We start from the raw sequence: 20741 nt of genomic DNA, 5'->3' as shown, positions 1-20741 counted from the left end.
TTCGGTGAACGGTTTACTGCGGCGCATGGATAACAACTTTTAAAACGCCTCGCCCACGAAAATACGGACAGGCTCACCGTGCCTGTGAGCACTGACCAGCTCCAGGTCCCGGCGTCCTTCTTCTTGACTTGGTAAACCCTAGCCCGTGTTGGCTCGGTCGCAGAATCTAGTTCTGCAACGTCCTGAACGGATTCAAAGAGGAGGAGGAAATCCGGTTCATTGGCCTTCTCCAACTCCACCATCCGGACGACAGCCCACCAGCGCGCAAAATCTACGCCCTTAGCTCCGTGCCCACCACCGGTCTCTGAGTACTTCGGATTGTTTGCGACGGACAAAAGCTCCGTCGCACCTCTGATTCCGCTCAATGCCCCCTCCTAAATCGGCTTCGTTTACGTGGTGGAGTTCTTTGACGCGCCGCCTATCATCGTGGATCAATAGATTTATGTAAAGTCTTGCAACATCCGGCCTCGTTATAAACCACGATGCTGGATCTAGAAATGTAGGAGGAAAGAGGCATGAAAGACGATTCAGATCCGTCGTACGCCAAAGAACTCGCCGAGATGGAAGCCTGGGACAGGATGCTCTGGCTTGCTCGGGCCTACTTGGAGGCAAGCGAGGTGTTGTGCCACGCGATGGTCGATGGAGGATTCTCATCTCAGTACTCGTCGAGCCGAGTCGTCCTTCATATAGCTCGCCAGGGTATTGAGCTCTTTCTGAAAGGAGCCATCGCCGCTCATGGCGGGGCGCCTGAACACCTTGGCCACAACCTCAAGAAGCTGTACAGAGAATACCGACGCCTTTACCCAGAGCTTAGGTACCATTTTGAGGTGCCGTGCCAGTTTTTGGTGTCCCTGAACGAGGAGCTGTTTCCTGAAGATGCCGACGCATTCCATGGAGTATTGGACCAGCGCCATCGGTACGCGACAGATAGAAAGGGTGTTTCGTTCGCTATGCCGGAGACTTTCGACCCGGTGACAATGAAAGAGACGCTTAGCGAACTTCGCCGCATATCCCAAGTTATCGAGTGGGTCGAGTTACGTCCTTATCTAAAGGCAGTGCTCGGGAAGCGCGGGAGTTGACGCACGACTTCAGGTGTCTGTGCCCCAAGATATGGGTAAACAAATGCCCGGTTCTGGCCTGACGCGGTCGTTCGCGGGATTATTAAAAGGCCGCTTCTGGCCGGAAGCGGCCAGTGACCACAGGACCCCGGGCCTTTCATACAAGGCACGGTCTTCTTCTCTTACAACTCCCAACGTATCGCCGGGTGCTCGAGACGTCCGTGTCTCCTTCCCAATGCCCGTACGGGCATATCCCAAATCTGCCAGCTTGGACTGTCGCGCTAATTCAATAGCGTTTACTGCAAAGTTCGCCTTTCTTCAGCCTGCAGGCCGTCCTTCCGCACAGAATAAGAGAAGATGCCTGCGCAATAGCAGGTGTTGCCCACCAAAGCCAAAAGGCGAACTTCAACAAAAAAGGCGAACTTTATTCCTGCTGCTCAGGGTATCCCCCAATCAAATTCCTCTTGCGGAAAATCAATAGCCTATAGGACACTTTGTGTCATAGCCGCATCCAAGCGGCGGACACAAGGGGAATGGCATGAAACGCAAGATCATGGCGGCCGCGCTGGCGTTGGCCGCGGGGCTGGGCAGCGCGGCGCAGGCGGCATTTCCGGATCATCCGGTCCGGCTGGTGGTGCCTTTCGGGGCCGGCGGCATCACGGATATCGTGGCGCGGCAGGTGGGCAAGGGCATGGGCGATGCGCTGGGCCAGAGCGTGGTGGTGGAAAACCGGCCAGGCGCGGGCGGGGTGATCGCCGCGCAGGTGGCCGCCACGGCGGCGCCTGACGGGTATACGATTTTCATGGGCACGGTGGGCACGCAGGTGGTGAACCCGCTGATCTACGCCAAGCTCAGCTACGACCCGGACAAGTTCGTGCCGGTGGGGCTGGTCTCCGGGTCGCCCTATCTGCTGGCGGTGCGTGGCGATCTGCCGGCCGCGAATTTCGGCGAGTTCGTGGCGTATGCCAAGGCGCATCCGGCCAAGCTGAATTTCGGGTCTGCGGGCACGGCCAGTTCGCCGCACCTGGGGCTGGAATTGCTGAAGCTGACCGCGGGCGTGGATATCGTGCACGTGCCGTTCAAGAGCGGCAGCGAAGCGGTCAATGCGGCCATCGGCGGGCAGGTGGATGTGGTGATGGACGCCAGCCCGGTGATCATGCCGCACGCGGCATCGGGCAAGCTGCGGGCGCTGGCGGTGGCGTCGGACCAGCGCTTGCCGTCGGCGCCGCAGGTGCCGTCGTCCAGCGAGGCCGGCGATGCCGCCTTGCAGATCAGTTCGTGGAATGCGTTTTTTGCGCCCGCGGGCACGCCGCCCGCGGTGCTGGAAAAGTTGAACGCGGCGCTGCGCCAGACACTGGCATCGCCCGACCTGAAGGCGCGCCTGGCGGCGCAGGGCACGCAGCTGTACACCGGCGCGCCTGACGAATACGCGCGTTTCATCGTGGCCGAGAAGGCGAAGTGGGCCGAGATCGTGAAGCGCGCCGACATCAAGATGGATTGACGATGGCAACGTCCGAGACGAACCCGATGATGCCGCAAACAGAGACTACGCCGATGAACACGGTGAACGAGACGACCCCGGCCTTGCATCCGCTGGCCGGCAAACCCCTGGAACTGGCCGACACGCTGCGCTCGGGCAACGCCTGGAAGATCCGGCTGGCCTGCGGTTTCATGGGCCTGGCACTGACGCGCCGCACTTTCGACATCGTGCAGGGCGACCTGGAAACCGAGGCCTTTGGCCGCATCAACCCGTGGCGCCAGGTGCCGGCGCTGCTGACGCCGGAAGGCGAGTGGCTGGCCGAGTCGCAGGCGATCCTGTGGTATCTGGGGCGCGGCACGCCCTGGCTGCCGGAAGGCCGGCTGGAACAGGCGCAGGTGGCCAGCTGGCTGAGTTTCGAGCAGACCCAGCACATGCACGCGTACGCCCAGCCGCGGCTGTTGATCCATCTGCGCCGGACGGCGCGGGTGGACGACCCGGCCATGGTGCAGTGGCGCACCATCGGCCTGCGCGCGGCGGCCTGGATGGACGCGCACCTGGCGGGCCGCCCATTCCTGGTGGGCGATGCGCCGACCATCGCCGACATTGCGCTATACCCCTATACCAGCATGGCGGACGAGGGCGGCTACGACCTGTCCGCCTTTACCCATATCAGTGCCTGGCTGGCGCGCATGCGCGCCTTGCCGGGCTTTACGCCGTTGTTGGAAACGGCATAGAAAGGAGTCGAGATGGCCGATACGATGCACTTGGGCAAGGACGAATTGATACAGCGGGCGCAGGCCGATATGCAGCGCAAGCTGGATACGCCGGACTGGACGCTGCGCGAACGCCTGGCGCTGACCTGCCGCATTCTGTTCGACGGCGGGCACGATTCGGGCCTGGCGGGCCAGATCACGGCGCGCGCGCCGGAGCCCAACCGTTATTACACGCAGCGCTTGGGCCTGGGCTTTGACGAGATCACGGCGGGCAACCTGCTGGTGGTGGACGAAGACCTGCAGGTGCAGGAAGGCGGCGGCATGCCGAACCCGGCCAACCGCTTTCATTCATGGATCTACCGGGCGCGGCCGGACGTGAACTGCATCATCCACACGCACCCGCTGCATGCCGCGTCGCTGTCGATGCTGGAAGTGCCGCTGGAAGTCTCGCACATGGACAACTGCCCGCTGTATGGCGATGTGGCGTTCCTGAAAGACTGGCCGGGCGTGCCGGTGGGCAACGAAGAAGGCGTGATCATCTCGGGCGCGCTGGGCGACAAGCGCGCGATTCTGCTGTCGCACCACGGCATGCTGGTGGCGGCGGGCACGGTAGAAGAGGCCTGCGTGCTGGCATTGCAGTTCGAGCGCGCCGCGCGCATGCAGCTGCTGGCGATGGCGGCGGGCAAGATCCAGCCGATTCCGCCGGCGCTGGGCCACGAGGCGCACGACTGGATCCTGACGCCCAAGCGTTCGCAGGTGGGTTTTGCGTATTACGCGCGGCGGGCGCTGCGCCAGCATCCCGACGTGCTGGGCTGAAACTCGACGAAGCCGTCGGTTTAGGGCATGCTTACCGGTCGTTACCGTGCCCTTTTCCGCCCATGATCGACCTGCCTCACCGTCTGCGCACGTTGCGTCGCCAGCAGTCCCTGTCCCTGGAACAGCTGGGCGAGCGCACGGGCCTGACCAAAAGTTATCTCTCCAAGCTCGAACGCGGGCTGAGCGAGCCGTCGATTTCGACCGTGCTGCGCCTGGCCGAAGCCTACGGCGTGGGGGTGTCGCAATTGGTGGGCGGGGGCGACGGCGAAGCGCAGGACGAGGTCGTGAGCCTGGTGCGCGTGGCCGACCGCGAGGTCCTGCAACGCCGTGGCCTGGGTAGCGAATACCACTACGAGTCGCTGGCCGGGCGCCGCAAGGTCAAGGCCATGGAGCCCTTCCTGGTGCATCCGCCGCGCGAATTCCCTGATGCCTCGGCGGTGTTTCCGCACCCGGGCGAGGAATTCCTGCTGGTGCTCAAGGGCGCCATCGAGGTGCAGGTGGGCGAACGCGAGTTCCGCCTGGATGCCGGCGATTCGCTCTATTTCGATTCCGAACTGCCGCATCGCATGCGCACGGTCAGCCGCGGCGCGGCCGAAGTGCTGGTGGTGGCGGCGCATTGATTTCCAAGGAAAGCGCTTTGAAGCACGATCAATCGCGGCTGGTCCGCATCGATGCCGGCCCCATGAAGAACCCGGTGCCGGGCAAGCCCAAGCGGCCGATTTCCGGCGATGCCGCGTTTCGCACCGTGACGGCCTTTGAAGGCAACGCGGGCCGCGCCGAAGCCGGCGTGTGGGAAAGCACTGCGGGCAGCTTCCAGTCCAACACCACGGGCTACATCGAATTCGGCTACATCGTCGAAGGCGCGGCACGCCTGGTCGACCCGGACGGCACGGTGCATGCGCTGACCGTGGGCGAGGCCTTCGTGATGCCGGAAGGCTATACCGGCCGCTGGGAAGTGGATACGTTCGTCAAGAAGATCTATTTCATCAGCCGCACGGCGTAAGGTCTGGCTACGGCGGCGTCGGCCGCTGCGGATACGCCGACGTGCCGAAGGTATTGCCCATGCGGTTGCCGATGGTGGCCGGCGTGGGCAGGCCCATCTGGTTGGGCGGCTTTTGCGTGATGGCCTCGGACCCCAGCGTGGCCGGCGGCTTGGGCGCGGCGTCGGGCGCCATCTTCTGGTTCAGGCAGTCATACGACAGCGCGCGGTAGCCGTTGACCTCGGTGTCGATGCAGGCGCCGGGGGCGGGCTTGGGCGGGGTTGCCGTGGACGCGGCGGGCGCCACGGGCTGCGGCTGCGCCGGGGCTTGGGCCCAGGCCGCCAGGGGCGGGGCCGCCAGCGCCGCCAGCAACAGCAGGCAGGCGCGATTCGGAATCAGGCTGAATGGGCGCATGCGGGTTCCTTGGAAAAGGCCCGGCGGCCAGTTGCCGCCATGCATTCAGTATAGGGACGGATAACGCCGCGCAGGTGACGTTTGCGTGGCGGCGGGACGGCGCGCGTGTGTGGCGTGTCACGATTACGTCATTCTCGCACCCTAGCATGGCGCCTTTCGCATCGAGGCGGACGCGCGGGCGTTCGCGGTAACGGCCATGCCTGGCAATTTTCCTACGTGTAGTCGTCGATGACCCTGGCCTGTCCGGCAGACGGGGGCTGGATTCGGCGTGCCTGCCTGGCGCTGGGGCTGTGCGCCCTGGCCGGCGCGGGCGCGGCGCAGACGCCGCCGCGCGAGATCGCGTTTGCCATCGCCGCGCAGCCGCTGGACCAGGCGCTGGCGCAATACAGCCTGGCCAGCGGTTTGACGGTGCTGGTGGATAGCGCGTTGACGGCCGGACGCGAGGCGCCCGCGGTGGTGGGCACCTATACGCCGGGCGATGCCTTGCGCCGGCTGCTGGCCGGTTCGCCGCTGGCGATCCGCTACGCCAGCCCGCATTCCTTTACGGTGGTGGCGGCGCCGCGCGAGACGGTGCCGGCCCGGCCGGCCAGCGCGGCGCGGCTGCGCGACACGCCGTACGCGGCGGCCTTGCAGGGCGCGCTCAAGCGTGCGCTGTGCAAGGGGCAGGGCGCCGAGCCGGGCGCCTACCGGGCGCTGGTCAAGCTGTGGTTCGACAAGGCCTGGCGCGTCAATCAGGTGGACTGGGTGGCCGATACCGGTTCGGCGCCGCTGAACCGGCGGCTGGAAGCGGCGCTGCGCGGGGTGACGGCCGGGCCGCTGCCTGCCGGCATGGCACAGCCGGTGACGGTACTGTTGCAGCCGGCCAGCGCGGACGACTGCGGCGCGCTGCGAGGAGACGGCCGTGCGGGATGACAAGCCGTCCGGTTCGCTGCGCGCGCTGTTCCTCGAGCGCTACAACGATTTTCGCAGCCAGCTCAAGCGCCGCCTGGGGTCCGAGGACCTGGCGCACGACGCCATGCAGGAAGCCTTTCTGAAGGTCAACGACATGCCGCCGGGCGGGTCGATCCAGCAGCCGGCGGCGTACCTGTTCCGGGTGGCGTTGAACATTGCCGAAGACCAGCGGCGGCGCGATTCGCGGTTGCTGACAGGGGTAGAGATTGCCGAGCTGATCGGCGGCACCGACGAGGCCGAAGACCCCGCGCGCATTGCGCAGGGGCGCAGCCAGATCGACGCCTTTCGCCGCGCGCTGCGGCAGTTGCCCGAACGCACGCAGCAGATGCTGATGGCGGCGCGGGTGCATGAGCTGCCGCATGCCGAGATCGCCAAGCGCTACGGGGTGTCGGAACGCATTGTGTCCAAGGAACTCAAGCGCGCGCTGGAGCATTGCGGCAAGGTGCTGGAGGCGGAAGCCGAGCCGGTGACGCAACCGTCGGGCGCGCAGAAACCGCTGCCACGACAATCTGCCCACCCGTCGGCAGTACAAAAGGAAGGACCTCCATGGGAAACACCGCCATGGCGCTGATGATGATGATGCCCGGCCGCCGCAAGCGCGGCCCAACGCCTGCGGACGCCGCGCGGCAGTGGCTGCTGACGCTGACCTCGGGCCGCGCCACGCAGGACGACGCCGAGGCGTTTCGCGCCTGGTTGGGTGCCGATCCGCGCCACGAGGCCGCGTTCGCCGAGCAAAAGCGCCTGTGGCAGGGGCTGGGCCCGGCGGTGCAGGAAGAAATCGCCGCGGCTGCCGCGCGCCGTCCCCGCGTGACGGGCCGCCGGGCGTTCCTGGGCGGGGCGCTGGCGGCGTCGGCTGCCTATCTGGCCTGGCGTCCGCCGCTGGGCTTGTGGCCGGGGCTGGACGAGCTGGGCGCCGACTACCGCACGGCAACGGGTGAACAGCGCCGGGTGGCGCTGGGCGATGCGCTGGAGTTTGAGATGAACACGCAGACCCGGATCAACGTGCGGTCCGGGCCGCGCGACGGCGCAGTGATCGAACTGGCGGCGGGCGAGGCGGAAGTTCGCGTGGGCAGCGAGGCGATCCAGGCGGCGCGCAGCGAACAGGTGATTGCCGGCGCCGGCCGCATCACCACGCGCCAGGCCGTGTTCAACCTGCGCTACCTGGATGGCGCGGCCAACCTGTGCTGCCTGTCCGGCACCTTGCAGCTGGCGCATGCGCAGGGCAACTTTGATCTCGCCGCGGGCCAGGAACTGCGCTACGACGACGCGCGCGTGCTGCCGCCGGCCAAGGTCGATACCGAGGCGGTGACGGCCTGGCGGCGCGGCTGGCTGGTGTTTGACCGGGTGCCGCTGGCCGACGTGGTGGACGAGATCAACCGCTACCGCCGTGGCCGCCTGGTGCTGCTGAACAAGCAGCTGGCCCAGCGCCGGGTGCAGGCGCGCTTTTCACTGGCGCAGGTGGCGGACGCGGAACAGTTGATCCGCGACGCCTATGGCGCCGAGGTGACCCGGCTGCCGGGCGGGGTGGTGCTGCTGTCGTGATTCCATGAATTATTTATGACAGGGTTCCGGTCGGCATTTTTCCATCCGTCTGTCTTGTTCTAGGTGGCGAACACTCGCGATTGGAATAAGGAAGGACGATCATGCAGGCACGGATGGCGCAACGGGACGGCAAGGCAATCATGGCGCGCGCAGCAAGGCGTGGCCGTCCGCAATGGCGTCCGACGCCGCTGGCGCAGGCCGTTGCCGCGCTGCTGATCGCCGGCAGCTGGAGCAGCACCGCCCAGGCCCAGGCGCGGGCCTTCAGCCCGGGCTGGTTCGCCGACAAGAATGCCGTACAGTCGACCGCGCAGCGCACCGGCCGCATGCCGGACGGCAGCCTGGCAGGCATTGGCAATGGTGCGCGCCAGCAGGCCGAATCGCGCCAGCAGCTGCAGCGGTCGCTGGACAACCTGAACCGCACGGCGGCCGCCGTGGCGGCGCAGCAGGCGGCGCAGGCGGCTGCCCGTGCCGCCGCCGCCGCCAACGGCGCCGGCGTGCCCGACGGCCTGGTCGAAGGCGGCCTGTGGGAAGCGCGCGGCGCGCTGGCCAAATGGGAAGGCGCCAAAGCTGCCAAGCCCAGCGAGGAAGGCGGCCGCCAGGTCGTCACCATCGAACAGACGCAATCGCGCGCCGTCCTGAACTGGGACACCTTCAACGTCGGGCGCAATACCACGGTGCAGTTCAAGCAGGGCGCGGACGACGCGGTGCTGAACCGGGTGGTGGGCGCCGGCGCCAGACCCAGCCAGATACAGGGTGCCATCAAGGCCGACGGCACGGTGCTGGTGGTGAACCAGAACGGCGTGATCTTCACCGGCACCAGCCAGGTCAACGCGCGCAACCTGGTGGCGGCTGCGGCCACGATCACCGACGCACAGTTCAAGACCAAAGGCCTGTACGTCGACAACGGCGCGCAGCCGACCTTCTCGGACGCGCTGGGCGGCATCGAGGTGCAGGCCGGCGCGCGCTTGCAGACCGCGGCGCCCGGCACGTCCACCACGGGCGGCGGCTATGTGCTGCTGCTGGGCAAGACGGCGGCCAACGCCGGCACGATCGACACGCCGTCCGGGCAGGCGCTGCTGGCGGCGGGCGACAGCTTCGTCATCAAGCGCGGGCAGGGCACGTCGGGCAACCTGGTGTCCACCACCCGGGGCAATGAAGTGACGCCGGCCGGCACGCCCGGCCGCGTCGAGAACACGGGTCTGATCCAGGCAGCGCTGGGCGATGTGACGCTGACCGGCGGCGATGTCGCCCAGCGCGGCGTGCTGCTGTCGAGCACGTCGGTGGATACGCGCGGCACGCTGCACCTGACCGCGACGGGCGTGGAGGGCCGCGTGACGGTGGCCGAGTACAGCACCACGGCCATCCTGCTGGACCGCAGCGGCGCGCAGGCGCTGGACAGCCAGCGCGACGGCCTGCGCGTGCCGCCTGCGGCGCAGAGCGATACGCCGATGTTGGCGGCGGGCGCCGACCGGCGTGAACTGTCGCGGGTGGAAATCAGCAGTTCGGGCACGGTGGATTTCGCGGCCGGCTCGATCACGCTGGCCACCGGCGGGCAGATCGCGGTGCAGGCGGCCAAGCGCAGCCTGCTGCGCGAGGGCGCGGTGCTGGACGTGGCGGGCGCCGTGGGCGTGCCCGTGGCGATGGAAAACAACAACCTCAAGATCAACGTCCAGGGCAACGAGCAACGCGACGCGCCGGTCAACCGGGAAAGCGGCAAGCTCAACAGCAAGGACGTCTGGGTGGACGTGCGTGACCTGGTGCGGGTGCCGGCCGGTACCAATGGCTACGCGACGGATCGCTGGTACACGGCCGGGGGCCTGCTGGAAGTGAGCGGCTACCTGGGCACGCAGGGGCATGGCGTCAACGAGTGGATGGCGCAGGGCGGCAACGTTGAATTCACGGGCGGCGACGTGGTGACGCGCGCCGGTTCGCAGATCAACCTGTCGGGCGGCACGCTGGATGTGCAGGACGGCATGATCCGCCAGAGCTGGCTGCGCGGCGTGGACGGCCGGCTGTACGAGGTGACGCGCGCGCCGGGCGACCTGGCCTATACCGGGCTGTACCAGGGCTACGAGGCCAGCAGCCAGCGCTGGGGCCAGACGCGCTATTTCTACAACCCGCTGATTGCGCCGCAAGAACGCTTCGAGACCGGCTACACCGTGGGCCGCGACGCGGGCCGTCTCGTGATCGGCACGCGCAGCGCCGTGCTGGAAGGCGAGCTGATCGGCACGACGTTCCAGGGCGATCGCCAGAATGCCGCCGCGCAGGCCGGCCTGGATGGCTACCAGCAATCGCAGCGGGCCGTGGCGCGCGGCGCGCAACTGGTGGTGGGCACGTACACGCCTTACTACGAGAAGCGCACCGGTGCGCTGCAATACGCGTTGGGACGTGGCGACGGCACGGTCAACCAGGTGGTGCTGTCCGATCGCGTCGACGCGATCGCGGCCGGGCTGGACCTGGCCACGGCGTTGCCCGATGACCGCGCTGGCAAGCTGCTGCTCGATACCACCCGGCTCAATGGCTTTGGGCTGGGCGCCATCAAGATCGCCGCGGGCGCTGTCGCGGTGCAGTCGGACCTGGCCGTGGGGCCGGGGGGCGACATCACGCTGTTCGCGAACAACGTCAACGTGGACGCCGCGCTGACGGCCAACGCCGGCAGCCTCCGGCTGGGCAATGTGCTGAACCAGGTCTCGTCCAGCGGCCTGGCGGATACGATCGCGGGCGTGGCCACTGCCGACGACCGGCTGACGCTGGGTGCGCGGGCGCGCCTGGATACGTCGGGCCTGTGGGCCAACCTGGCGTTGGCGCCGGGCCAGACGGGCGCGCTGCCCTACCTGAACGGCGGCACGGTGTCGCTGCGCAGCAACCGCGATATCGACCTGCAGGCCGGCAGCGTGATTGACGTGGGGTCGGGCGCCGCGCTGCGCGCCAAGGGCAAGCTGACCGGCGGCAAGGGCGGCAGTGCGGCGGTGGAAGCGGTGCCCGGCGGTGCGGCAGGCGGCGGGCGCGTGGTGCTGGATGCCGCGCTGCGCGGCTATGGGGTGGATGGCGGGGGCACGCTGGCGGTGACGGCGGGCAAGGTGGTGCTGGGCGACCGGCCGGCCGATGCCGGCGATGATGTGCTGGCGCTGGCGGCGCCGTTCTTCCAGCAGGGCTTTTCGCGTTACGAGATCACCGGCAGCGGCGGCGCGTCTGTCGCCGACAATGCGCGCATCGACGTGACGATGCCGGTCTACCGGCCGGTGGCCGACGCGGCCGGCCTGGCGACCGGCACGCCAACGGGCGTCGCCCTGGAAACCTGGCTGCCGCCCGTCTACCTGCACAACCCCGTGGCGGGCACGGTGACGCGGCGGCGCGGCGCCAGCCTGTCGCTGCAAAGCGGACGTACCGTGGCGCTGCCCGGAGCGGACGCCGATGCGGCGCTGACGATTGGCCAAGGCGCGCAGGTCGCGGTGGATCCGGGCCAGGCCATCCAGTTGCGCGGCGCGGGTCAGATCACGGTGCTGGGCGCGCTGACGGCGGCCGGCGGCAAGATCGATATCCGCCAACTGCGCCTGGGCGACATCGACGTGGCCGAGTCCATCGAGACGGCCGCGGGCCAGGTGCACAACCGTTCGATCTGGATTGGCGAACAGGCGGTGCTGAACGTGGCCGGCCGCGCCGAGACCGGCGTGGACACGCAAGGCCGCCGCTATGGCGTGGCCGATGCGGGCGGCGTGATCGTGATCGGCGGCGAGCTCAATCACGACCGCGCCACGGCCACCTCGTCCGACGCCTATGTGGTGATACGCCCGGGCGCCGTGCTGGATGCGTCGGGGGCGAGCGCGGTGGTGGACGTGAACGGCGTGGGACCGGTGCCGCTGGACCGCAGCGGCGGCCGCATCGCGCTCAGTTCCTACAACGGCCTGTTCCTGGACGGCACCTTCATCGCGCGGGCCGGCGGCGTCACCGCGGCAGGCGGCGCGCTGGACATCGCGCTGGAAACGCCGCTGTACCGTTCGCAGGGCGACAATCCGTCCAACCCGGCCGTGCAGGTGCCGCGCGAAATGGTGCTGGCGGCCGGCGGCGGCAAACCGTTGGCCACTGACCTGAAACCGGGCGAAGGCGCCGACGCGTTGCGCTATGGCCAGACCCGCCTGGATATCGCCCGCTTGCTGGCGGGGGGCGGCTTTGACCAACTGGGGCTGCTGGCCAACGGCCTGATGTCGTTTGATGGCGCCGTGGACATCGCGGTGGCGCAAAGCCTGCGCCTGTATGCGGGCGCCTTCTCGCTGGCACCAGACGCGGCCACCACGACCCGCGTCAATCTGGCGGCGTCGCAGGTGCGGCTCTCGGGCCCCGGCAAGTACTACTCGACCAACGGCGTGATCCGGCCGCGCGTGCTGTTCGGCGATGCGCCGTCGGTAGCGGCGGGCGCGTTCACCGTGCAGGCCACCGACTTGCTGGAAGTGGGCAACAGCCTGTCTTTCGGCACCCAGGGCACCATCAACCGCCCGGTGGGCGGCTTGCTGGCGGTGACGCGCACGGGCTTTGACCGAGTCACGCTGGCCAGCGGCGGCGACCTGCGCTTCCTGGCTCGCAACGACGATGAGCCGCGCACGCGGCTCTGGACCCGCGGCGACCTGGACCTGGTCGCCGCGCAGCTGTATCCGGTGACGGGTGCCGAGGCCGAGGTATTGGCCGGCTATACACGCAACCCGATCTCGAATGCCAATGTGTTCGACCCGACCCGCACGCTGCGGGTCGGACGCGCCGGCGGCGCCGATGCGCCGCTGCCGGCGGTGCCGTATTCGGCGTTCGGCTCGCTGCGGCTGGCGGCGGCCACGGTGGTGCAGGGCGGCGTGGTGCGCGCGCCGCTGGGCGCCATCGTGCTGGGCGACGTCAGCGAAACCGTGGGGACGCGGCACCTGACGCTGTTGCCGGGCAGCGTTACGTCGGTCAGCGGCGCCGGGCTGCTGATGCCCTATGGCGGCACCACCGACGGCGTGGCGTACAAGTTCAAGGGCGCGGACGTGTCGCTGGTGGGGGCGGGCGGCGCCATTGGCGCGGGCAGCGGGGCGTCGCTGCGCACGGGCATCACGCTGGGCTTTCGCGACATGGACCTGTTGGCCGGTTCGGTGCTGGACCTGTCGGGTGGCGGTGAACTGACCGGCGCCGGCTTTGTGTCGGGCCGCGGCGGCTCGATCGATGCGCGCTATGCGCCGCTGGTGCGCAACAACCCCCAGGGAGGTTTCACGTTGCCGGGGCTGGCGGGCAACCCCGTCTACGCCATCGTGCCCGGGTCACAGCCGAACTACGCGCCGGTAGGCGGCGAAGCCGGCGCATCCCAGTCGGCGCTGGGGCAGCGCATCACGATCGGGGCGGGCGTGCCGGGCCTGCCAGCCGGCACCTATACGTTGATGCCGTCCACCTACGCCTTGCTGCCCGGCGCGTTCCGGGTCGAACTCAATACCGGCGCGGCGGCGGGCGCCGCCATGGCGCCGGCGCAGATGCGCAACCAGTCGTGGGCGGCCAGCGGCCGATTGTCGGTGGCGGGTACCCAGGTGGCCGACAGCCTGGCAACCCAGGTGATCCTGACCCCGGCCAATGTGCTGCGCACCTATTCGCAATACAACGAGACCAGCTACGCCAGCTTCGTGCGTGCCGATGCGGCCACGCGCGGCGTGCCGCGCGCGATGCTGCCGGCCGATGCCCGCACCTTGCGCCTGGCGATCCACCGCGGCTCGGAAGACGGGCAGACGTTGCGCGTCGAAGGCCTGGCTGACTTCAAGCCGGCGGCCGGCGGCTTTGGCGGCGCGGCGGCTGTGGGCGGCAGTTTCGGCATGGAAATCCTGGCCGCGGGCCAGGCGCCCACGGCGGGCTACGATGGCGCTTCGGTGCACGCGGATGCCCTGGCGGCGCTGGGCGCGAACCGCCTGGTGATCGGCGCGTTGCCGGTGGTGCAATATGGCCAGGGCGGGCGTTTCTATACCTTCCAGGGCAATGCCACCGACGTGTTGATACGTGCCGGCGCGCAGTTGGCCGCGCCGGAAGTGCTGGTGTCGGCGCGGACGATCGAGATCGAGGCGGGCGCGGGCATCTCGACGCTGGGCCGGGGCGCGCCGTCTGCCGACTCGACCCACGGCTACGCGTTCGAACCGGGCAGTGTCGGGCTGTTGGCCGTGTCCAATGGCCGCCTGGACATGTTGGCCCCGGCGGGCACCGGCACGGGCTCGATCCGTATCGGCACCTGCGCGGCGCAAGCCTGCCAGGGCGTGACGCGGCTGTATTCCGAAGGCACCATCGCCGCCGCCACCAACGGCACTTTCGACCTGGGTGATCAGGTGCTGTACGGCACCCGCAATTTGACGCTGGCGGTCGCTGCGGTGAACGCGGGCACGGCCGACGCGCTGGCGCAGGCTGCGGCGCGCGGCGTGCTGCCGGGCGGGCTGACGCTGAACCAGAGGATTCTGGGGCGGTTGCTGCGCGGCGACACCAGCACGGGTGCGCCGGCGCTGGAAAAGCTGACGCTGACGGCGCGCGAGTCGATGAATTTCTACGGCACGGTGGCGTTGGACACGCGCGACCCGGTCACCGGCAAATACAGCCTGGCCACGCTGGCGCTGGGTACGCCGGCCCTTTACGGGTATGGCGCGGCGGGCGACGAGGCCAGCATCCGCACGCAGAACCTGGTCTGGAACGGCGCCACGCAAGCGCCCGGCGCGGTGGCGGCGGGCGGGGCGGGCACCGGACAGGGCGCGTTGCGCATCGACGCCGAACGCATCGAATTCGGCTACGGCCAGGGCACCCAGCCCAGCGGCCTGGACGACAACGCCCGCCTGGCGCTGGGCTTTGCCGGGGTGACGCTGAACGCCAGCGACCGCATCACGTCCAACCATCGCGGCAGCCTGGCGGTGTACGCCTCGCAGGGCGCCTACGTCAGTGGCAGCGGTTATACCTACAGCGGCGGCAACCTGACGCTGAATACGCCGCTCGTGACCGGCGCGGCCGGTTCGGTGAACCGCATCACGGCGGGCGGCGACGTGCGGCTGCTGGCCGCCGCTGGCGCGCAGCCGGCCTCGGTGCAGGACCTGGGCGCCGAGTTGAGCCTGGCAGGCGCCTCGGTGCGCGTAGACGGCACGATCGTGCTGCCCAGCGGCAAGCTCACGCTGCAAGGGCGCGACGGCGTGCTGCTGACCGGCGCGTCGCAACTGGACCTGAGTGGCCGCGCCATCGCCTTCAATGACGTGCTGCGCTACAGCTGGGGCGGCGACCTGATCCTGGAAAGCAGCCAGGGCGGCATCCGCCAGGACGCCGGCGCGCTGATCGACCTGTCGGCCGTGGAAAACAACGCCGGCAGCCTGCGCGCGGTGGCGCTGGCGGCGGCCGATGGCCAGGTGGCCTTGCTGGGCCGCATCGTGGGCTCGGCCTCGGGCCGTTACGACGCAGGCGGCACCGCGGTGCCGTATCGCGCGGGCAGCGTGGATGTGCGCGCCCAGCGGCTGGGCGACCCGGCCGCCTTGAATGCCGATTTCGACGCGCTCAACCAGCGCCTGAACGACGGCGGCGTGTTCGGTGCGCGCGGCTTCCAGATCAAGCAGGGCAGCCTGACGGTGGGCGACACGCTGCGCGCCAATGACATCAATCTGTCCATCGACGGCGGCAGCCTGACGGTGGCGGGCCGGGTGGACGCCAGCGGCGAACGCGTGGGCCGCATCCGCCTGGCGGCGCGTGACGGCCTGACGCTCGCGGCGGGTTCGGTGCTGGATGCCCATGGCACGGTGCTGCGGGTGGACAGCTACGGCAAGATCATCGACGCGCCCAACCGCGCGGTGGTGGAACTGAATTCCGGCCAGGGCGTGTTGACGCTGGCCGGCGGCGCCCGCATCGACCTGCGCCACGGCACCGCCGCCACGCCTGGCACGGCGGCCGGGCAGCACGATGGCGCGTCACGCGGCACGCTGGAACTGCTGGCGCCGCGTATCGACGCGGCGGGCAATGCCGGCATGAACGGCGGCGGGGCGCCCGGCAGCGCCGCCACGTATGGCGACATCGCCATCGACGCGCGCGGCCCGATTGCGATTGATGGCGCCCGGTCCATCACGCTGACCGCCATGCAGCGCTACGACGATGCCGACGTGGGCAACCCCGCCGACCGCATCGGCGGGCGCACCTACCAGATCATCAACCAGGCCTACCTGCAAGCCAAGCATGGCGACAGCCTCGGCTTCATGACCGACGCGCTGGCCAACGCCGCCCTGATGAACGGCAAGCTGGCGGGCCTGAACAACGCCACCTACCGCGACGCCTTTCACCTGCGCCCCGGCGTGGAAATCATCAGCAAGACGGCGGACGGCGACCTGGTGGTGCAGGGCGACCTGGACCTGTCGGGTTATCGCTACGCCAGCGTCAACCCGCGCACGCCGTACACGTCGGTGTACGGCTCGGGTGAAGCAGGCGCGCTGACGCTGCGGGCCAAGGGCAACCTGGATGTCTATGGCAGCATCAACGACGGCTTCGCGCCGCCGGCCACTACGCCGGACGACGAGCATGGCTGGATCCTCACGCCCGGCGCGCAGCCGTTCGGTGGCGACGTGGTGCTGCCGCGCGGCGGCGTCCAGCTTGCCGACGGCACCGAGTTCCCCGGTGGCAGGACGCTGAACTACCCCTTGCCGCTGAAGGCCGTGAAGCTGGCGGCGGGCACCCGGCTGCCGGTCGAGGCCGTGCTGGACCAGGCGCTGCCGCTGGCCGCCGGCACGGTGCTGTCCGGCGATGTGCGCGACGCGTCCAACCAATTGCTGTACACCGCTGGCTCGGTGCTCAAGCAGGCGGTGGACCTGCCGGCGGGCACGCGCCTGGGCGCGGGCACGCTGCTGACCGACGGCACGTCGCTGCGCGCCTTCACCTGGCCGGCCAACGTAGCGCTGCCCAATCTCTACACCACGCAGGGTTACGAGGCCAACGTGTTGCTGATGGAAGGCACCATCACGCTGCAGCAGGGTGCGTTGATTCCGTCGCAGACCAAGCTGGTGTTCCCGGCCGGCACCGACTACGTGGAACTGCGTCCCGGCACGTCGGTGGACCAGCGGCGCAACTGGGCCGTGGCCCAGATGCTGCCGGCGGGCAGCCAGTCGTGGTCCGTGCAGCTGGTGGCCGGCGCCGACCTGGACGCGGCCGATCCGCGGCGGGTGCTGACCGGCCCGGGCGCCGGCAAGCTGACGCTGGCCGACACCCACTACAACGCCAGCCTGGTGCAGGGCGGCGGCTGGGTCTGGGGCCCGGATGCCGATCAGTCGGGCTTTGAACCCGGCGCCCCGGTGCCCGACGACATGGCCTGGCTGTGCGACATCGTCGAAGGCTTGTGCGAACGCGGCGATTCCAGCGCGGTATCGGTCACGCCGCACACGCAGAATTTCAGCGTGCTGCGCACCGGCACGGGCGACCTGGAGCTGGCCGCGGGCGGCGATATCAACCTGATGTCAGCCTATGGCGTGTACACCGCCGGCACGCCGTCGGCCAACGTGGCGCCGGCCTACCAGTTGCCGCGCGGCCGCTTCGGCGCTACGGTGCTGGGCGACGATTTTGCAAGCACCTACGAGCCCTTCGTCACCGCCGGGTCGGGCTATCAGGCCTGGTATCCGGAAGCGGGCGGCAACCTCGGCCTGTACGCGGGCGGCTCGTTGCGGGGCGATGTCTGGGGCAAGACCGTGATTCCCACCTACGACGGCCGTGGCATCGAGCCCAGCGTCGGCGTCGGCAACTGGCTGTGGCGCCAGGGCACGGGCAGCGCCAATGGCGGCGACACGCCGACCGCCTGGTGGATCAACTTCGGCAGTTACACCCGCGCGTCCGCGGACTTCAAGGACCCCACGCCGCTGCTGGTGGGCTTTACGGGCTTTGGCGCGCTGGGCGGCGGCAACGTCAGCGTGCGCACCGATGGCGACGCCGGCAATATCGAGGCGCGCGGCTCGCTGGCCAACCCGCGCAGCCAGGGGCTGGTCGTGGCGGTAGGCAGCACCGGGCGGATCGGCGCGGACGGCACGATGACGCTGACGGGCGGCGGCGATATCGACGTGCGCATCGGCGGCGCACTGAATCCGACGCAAAGCGCGCGCGGCCAGGTGTCGTCCACGTCCGGTCCCAAGCCCTACTATGGCGGCCCCGCCATCGACCTGCAGGGCGCGCTGATCAACCTGCGCGGCAATGTGCAGTTCGCGGGCGGCGCCATCGGCGGGTTGGACCTGCAATATGGCAATAACGCCAGCCTGCAGGACGCCAAGGAAAGCCGCGGCTACGACCCCTATGCGTCGACGCAGGCCAGTGCCACGGGCGGCCTGGCGCTGATTCCGGGCGATGCCGTGATCCGGCTGGATACGCGCGGCGACCTGGTGGTGGGCGGCGCGGGCGATCCGGGCCGGGTGGCGTTGCAGAACAGCACGCCGTTCCGGCTGCGCGACGGCACGCCCATTGCAGGCGGCGGCTACAGCTGGTTCTCGATGTGGACGGCGAACACCGCCATTGAATTGTCCAGCGCGGGCGGCAACCTGACGCCCAGCCGGCAGACTTCGCACAGCGCGCAGGGCCTGTCTTTGCAGGTCGGGCGCAACACGTCCGCGTCGGATGCGCGCTACCTGTATCCGTCGATCCTGCGCGCCACGGCGTATGACGGCAGCATCTATGCGGGCGTGTCGGCCGGTTACCTCAATACCGAAGACACTGGCCTGCCGTATTCGCTGACCCTGGCGCCGGGCGCGCGCGGCCAGCTTGAACTGCTGGCGGGCAATTCGATCTACGCGGGCGGTTACGCCATCAACCGTTCGGGGGCGGACCCGGCCAGTGTGGCCAATGTGCTGGCGCCGGCCTTCGCCGGCTACACCTCGCAGGGCACCAGCACGGCCGCGCTCAACAACCAGGGCGTCAACGGCATCGCCGGCGCTCGCAACTCGCACTTCCCGCTGTTCTATTTCGATGCCCCTACGGCCAGCGCCGCCGCATCCGATCAAGTCACGCGTCTATACGCCCGCGACGGCGACATCGTGGGGCTGCGCAGCGGCGAGGCCATCGCGCTCATCGCAGGCCCCAACCAGGGGCAGGTCTGGTACGAAGCCGCGGGCCCGGTCTGGATGATGGCCGGCCGCGACATCGTGGCCTCGGGCACCGACAGCGGTGTGCAGCAGTTGGTGCCGTCGACCAACGGTTATATGTTCGCGCTCGGCGTCACCAACTCGGCGACCTCGTCCGGCAACCTGTTCGTGCACGGCGATGCGCACGACGTGTCGCGCGTGTCGGCGGGCCGCGACATTCTCTACAGTTCGTTCCAGGTGGCCGGCCCCGGCACCCTTGAAGTGGCGGCCGGCCGCCACGTGCTGATGGCCGACCGCGCGTCGATCACCAGCCTGGGGCCGGTGCTGCCGGGCGATCGCCGTCCGGGCGCATCGATCGCCGTGCTGGCGGGTGTGGGCGCGAGCGGTCCGGACTACGCGGGCTTCCTGGCGCGCTACCTGGACCCGTCGCGCCAGGCCGACGCCAGCCGTCCGCTGGCGGACCAGGGGCTGGCGTTCAAGACCTACGAGGCCGAACTGCTGCTGTGGCTGACGCAGCGCTACGGCTTTGCCGGCAGTGGCGACGACGCACGGGCGTATTTCAGCGCGCTGCCGGCCGAACAGCAGCGCATCTTCGCGCGGCAGGTGTATTTCGCCGAGCTGCGGGCTGGCGGACGCGAATACAACGACAAGGCCAGCCCGCGCCAGGGCAGCTACCTGCGCGGCCGCCAGGCCATCGCGGCGCTGTTTCCCGAGACGGCGCCGGGCGCCTGGCAGGGCGACCTGACGCTGTACGGCGCGGCCGGCATCCGCAGCAGCTTCGGCGGCGACATCCAGTTGCTCACGCCTGGCGGCCAGCAGGTGTTCGGCGTGGAAGGCGCGGCGCCGCCCGCCAGCGCCGGCATCATCACGCAGGGTCAGGGCGACATCCAGCTGTATGCGCAGGGCAGCATCCTGCTGGGCCAGAGCCGGGTCATGACGACCTTTGGCGGCGGCATCACCGCGTGGTCGGCGCAAGGCGACATCAACGCCGGGCGCGGCTCGAAGACGACGGTGCTGTACACCCCGCCCAAGCGGGTCTACGACGCGGTCGGCAACGTCACGCTGTCGCCCAACGCGCCGGCCACCGGCGCGGGCATCGCCACCCTGGCGCCGCTGCCGGAAGTGCCGGCGGGCGACGTGGACCTGTACGCGCCGCTGGGCACCATCGACGCGGGCGAGGCCGGCATCCGGGTATCGGGCAACGTCAACATCGCCGCCTTGCAGGTGGTGAACGCCGCCAACATCCAGGCCCAGGGCGAAAGCCGCGGGGTGCCGGTGACGGCGGCGGTGAACACCGGGGCGATGTCGTCGGCCAGCGCGGCGGCGACCTCGGCGGTGGGCGCCGCGCAGGAATCGGCGCAGCGCGCCCAGAACCAGGCGCGTCAGAACCAGCCGTCGGTGATCAATGTGCAGATCCTGGGGTATGGCGAGGAACCGGTGGCCGGCGCCGCCGTTTCGCCGTCCGGCCCATCGGCGGCCGCCCCGCACTACGACGCCGCCAGCGCCGTGCAGGTGCTGGGCGCCGGCACGCTGGATGACAGCGAGATGCGTGCCTTGACCGCGCAGGAAAGGAGCAAGCTGGCGATGTAGGGGGGGCGACGGGACGGCGGCCGTGACCGCTGTCCGCGGCGGACGGCCGCCCGGCGCCTTTGACGGCCGGGCGTGAAAGACCGTCGGTCTGTCATGCGGGCGTCACATGAACCCCAGGCGAAAAGCGCATCAGG

The 20741-nt window shown here is 69.2% G+C and carries 12 protein-coding genes; 10 read left to right on the top strand and 2 right to left on the bottom strand.

Annotated elements, in window-relative coordinates; genetic code table 11:
- Positions 1 to 365: dsDNA nuclease domain-containing protein (locus AC3WMR_RS30215; protein ID WP_492266872.1), on the bottom strand; the 365-nt coding region annotated here is incomplete at its 3' end.
- Positions 366 to 515: 150 nt separating this feature from the next.
- Here AC3WMR_RS30215 and AC3WMR_RS30210 point away from each other — a divergent pair.
- The 6 genes from AC3WMR_RS30210 to AC3WMR_RS30185 all read left to right on the top strand — a co-directional run bounded on the left by AC3WMR_RS30210 (position 516) and on the right by AC3WMR_RS30185 (position 5070).
- Positions 516 to 1079, top strand: coding sequence for a hypothetical protein (locus AC3WMR_RS30210; protein WP_492266873.1), 564 nt, complete (start codon positions 516 to 518; stop codon positions 1077 to 1079).
- A 517-nt stretch (positions 1080 to 1596) separates the two neighbouring features.
- Complete coding sequence (locus AC3WMR_RS30205; protein WP_492266874.1) at positions 1597 to 2559, top strand: Bug family tripartite tricarboxylate transporter substrate binding protein; 963 nt, start codon at positions 1597 to 1599, stop codon at positions 2557 to 2559.
- A gap of 53 nt (positions 2560 to 2612) precedes the next feature.
- Positions 2613 to 3272 carry a glutathione S-transferase family protein gene (locus AC3WMR_RS30200; RefSeq protein WP_492266875.1) on the top strand — a complete coding sequence of 220 codons (660 nt, stop codon included), beginning with the start codon at positions 2613 to 2615 and terminating at the stop codon, positions 3270 to 3272.
- Between the two features lie 12 nt (positions 3273 to 3284).
- Positions 3285 to 4067: an aldolase gene (locus AC3WMR_RS30195; RefSeq protein ID WP_025140665.1), complete on the top strand. Its 783-nt coding sequence runs from the start codon at positions 3285 to 3287 to the stop codon at positions 4065 to 4067.
- Positions 4068 to 4129: 62 nt separating this feature from the next.
- Entirely contained in the window at positions 4130 to 4687 is a 558-nt protein-coding gene (locus AC3WMR_RS30190; RefSeq protein WP_025140666.1) for a helix-turn-helix domain-containing protein, read from the top strand.
- Positions 4688 to 4704: 17 nt separating this feature from the next.
- Positions 4705 to 5070 carry a cupin domain-containing protein gene (locus AC3WMR_RS30185; RefSeq protein ID WP_025140667.1) on the top strand — a complete coding sequence of 122 codons (366 nt, stop codon included), beginning with the start codon at positions 4705 to 4707 and terminating at the stop codon, positions 5068 to 5070.
- A gap of 7 nt (positions 5071 to 5077) precedes the next feature.
- Here AC3WMR_RS30185 and AC3WMR_RS30180 read toward each other — a convergent pair whose 3' ends face one another.
- Complete coding sequence (locus AC3WMR_RS30180) at positions 5078 to 5461, bottom strand: hypothetical protein (RefSeq protein ID WP_492266876.1); 384 nt, start codon at positions 5459 to 5461, stop codon at positions 5078 to 5080.
- A gap of 228 nt (positions 5462 to 5689) precedes the next feature.
- Here AC3WMR_RS30180 and AC3WMR_RS30175 point away from each other — a divergent pair, with 228 nt between their 5' ends.
- From AC3WMR_RS30175 to AC3WMR_RS30160, 4 genes are all read left to right on the top strand, one after another.
- A complete protein-coding gene (locus AC3WMR_RS30175) occupies positions 5690 to 6373 on the top strand; it encodes an STN domain-containing protein (protein WP_492266877.1) in 684 nt (227 codons plus the stop codon).
- Entirely contained in the window at positions 6363 to 6983 is a 621-nt protein-coding gene (locus AC3WMR_RS30170; RefSeq protein ID WP_492266878.1) for an RNA polymerase sigma factor, read from the top strand. The genes AC3WMR_RS30175 and AC3WMR_RS30170 overlap by 11 nt, the downstream gene beginning before the upstream one ends.
- Positions 6959 to 7954: a FecR family protein gene (locus AC3WMR_RS30165; protein WP_492266879.1), complete on the top strand. Its 996-nt coding sequence runs from the start codon at positions 6959 to 6961 to the stop codon at positions 7952 to 7954. Before AC3WMR_RS30170 ends, AC3WMR_RS30165 begins: the two co-directional genes overlap by 25 nt.
- 101 nt (positions 7955 to 8055) lie before the next feature.
- Positions 8056 to 20607, top strand: coding sequence for a filamentous hemagglutinin family protein (locus AC3WMR_RS30160; RefSeq protein ID WP_492281596.1), 12552 nt, complete (start codon positions 8056 to 8058; stop codon positions 20605 to 20607).
- Positions 20608 to 20741: the final 134 nt, after the last annotated feature.

The organism is Achromobacter sp. FW305-C-28, assembly GCF_058783235.1.
The sequence above is the reverse complement of the archived record's forward strand: the minus strand, read 5'-3'. Positions and strand labels throughout refer to the sequence as shown.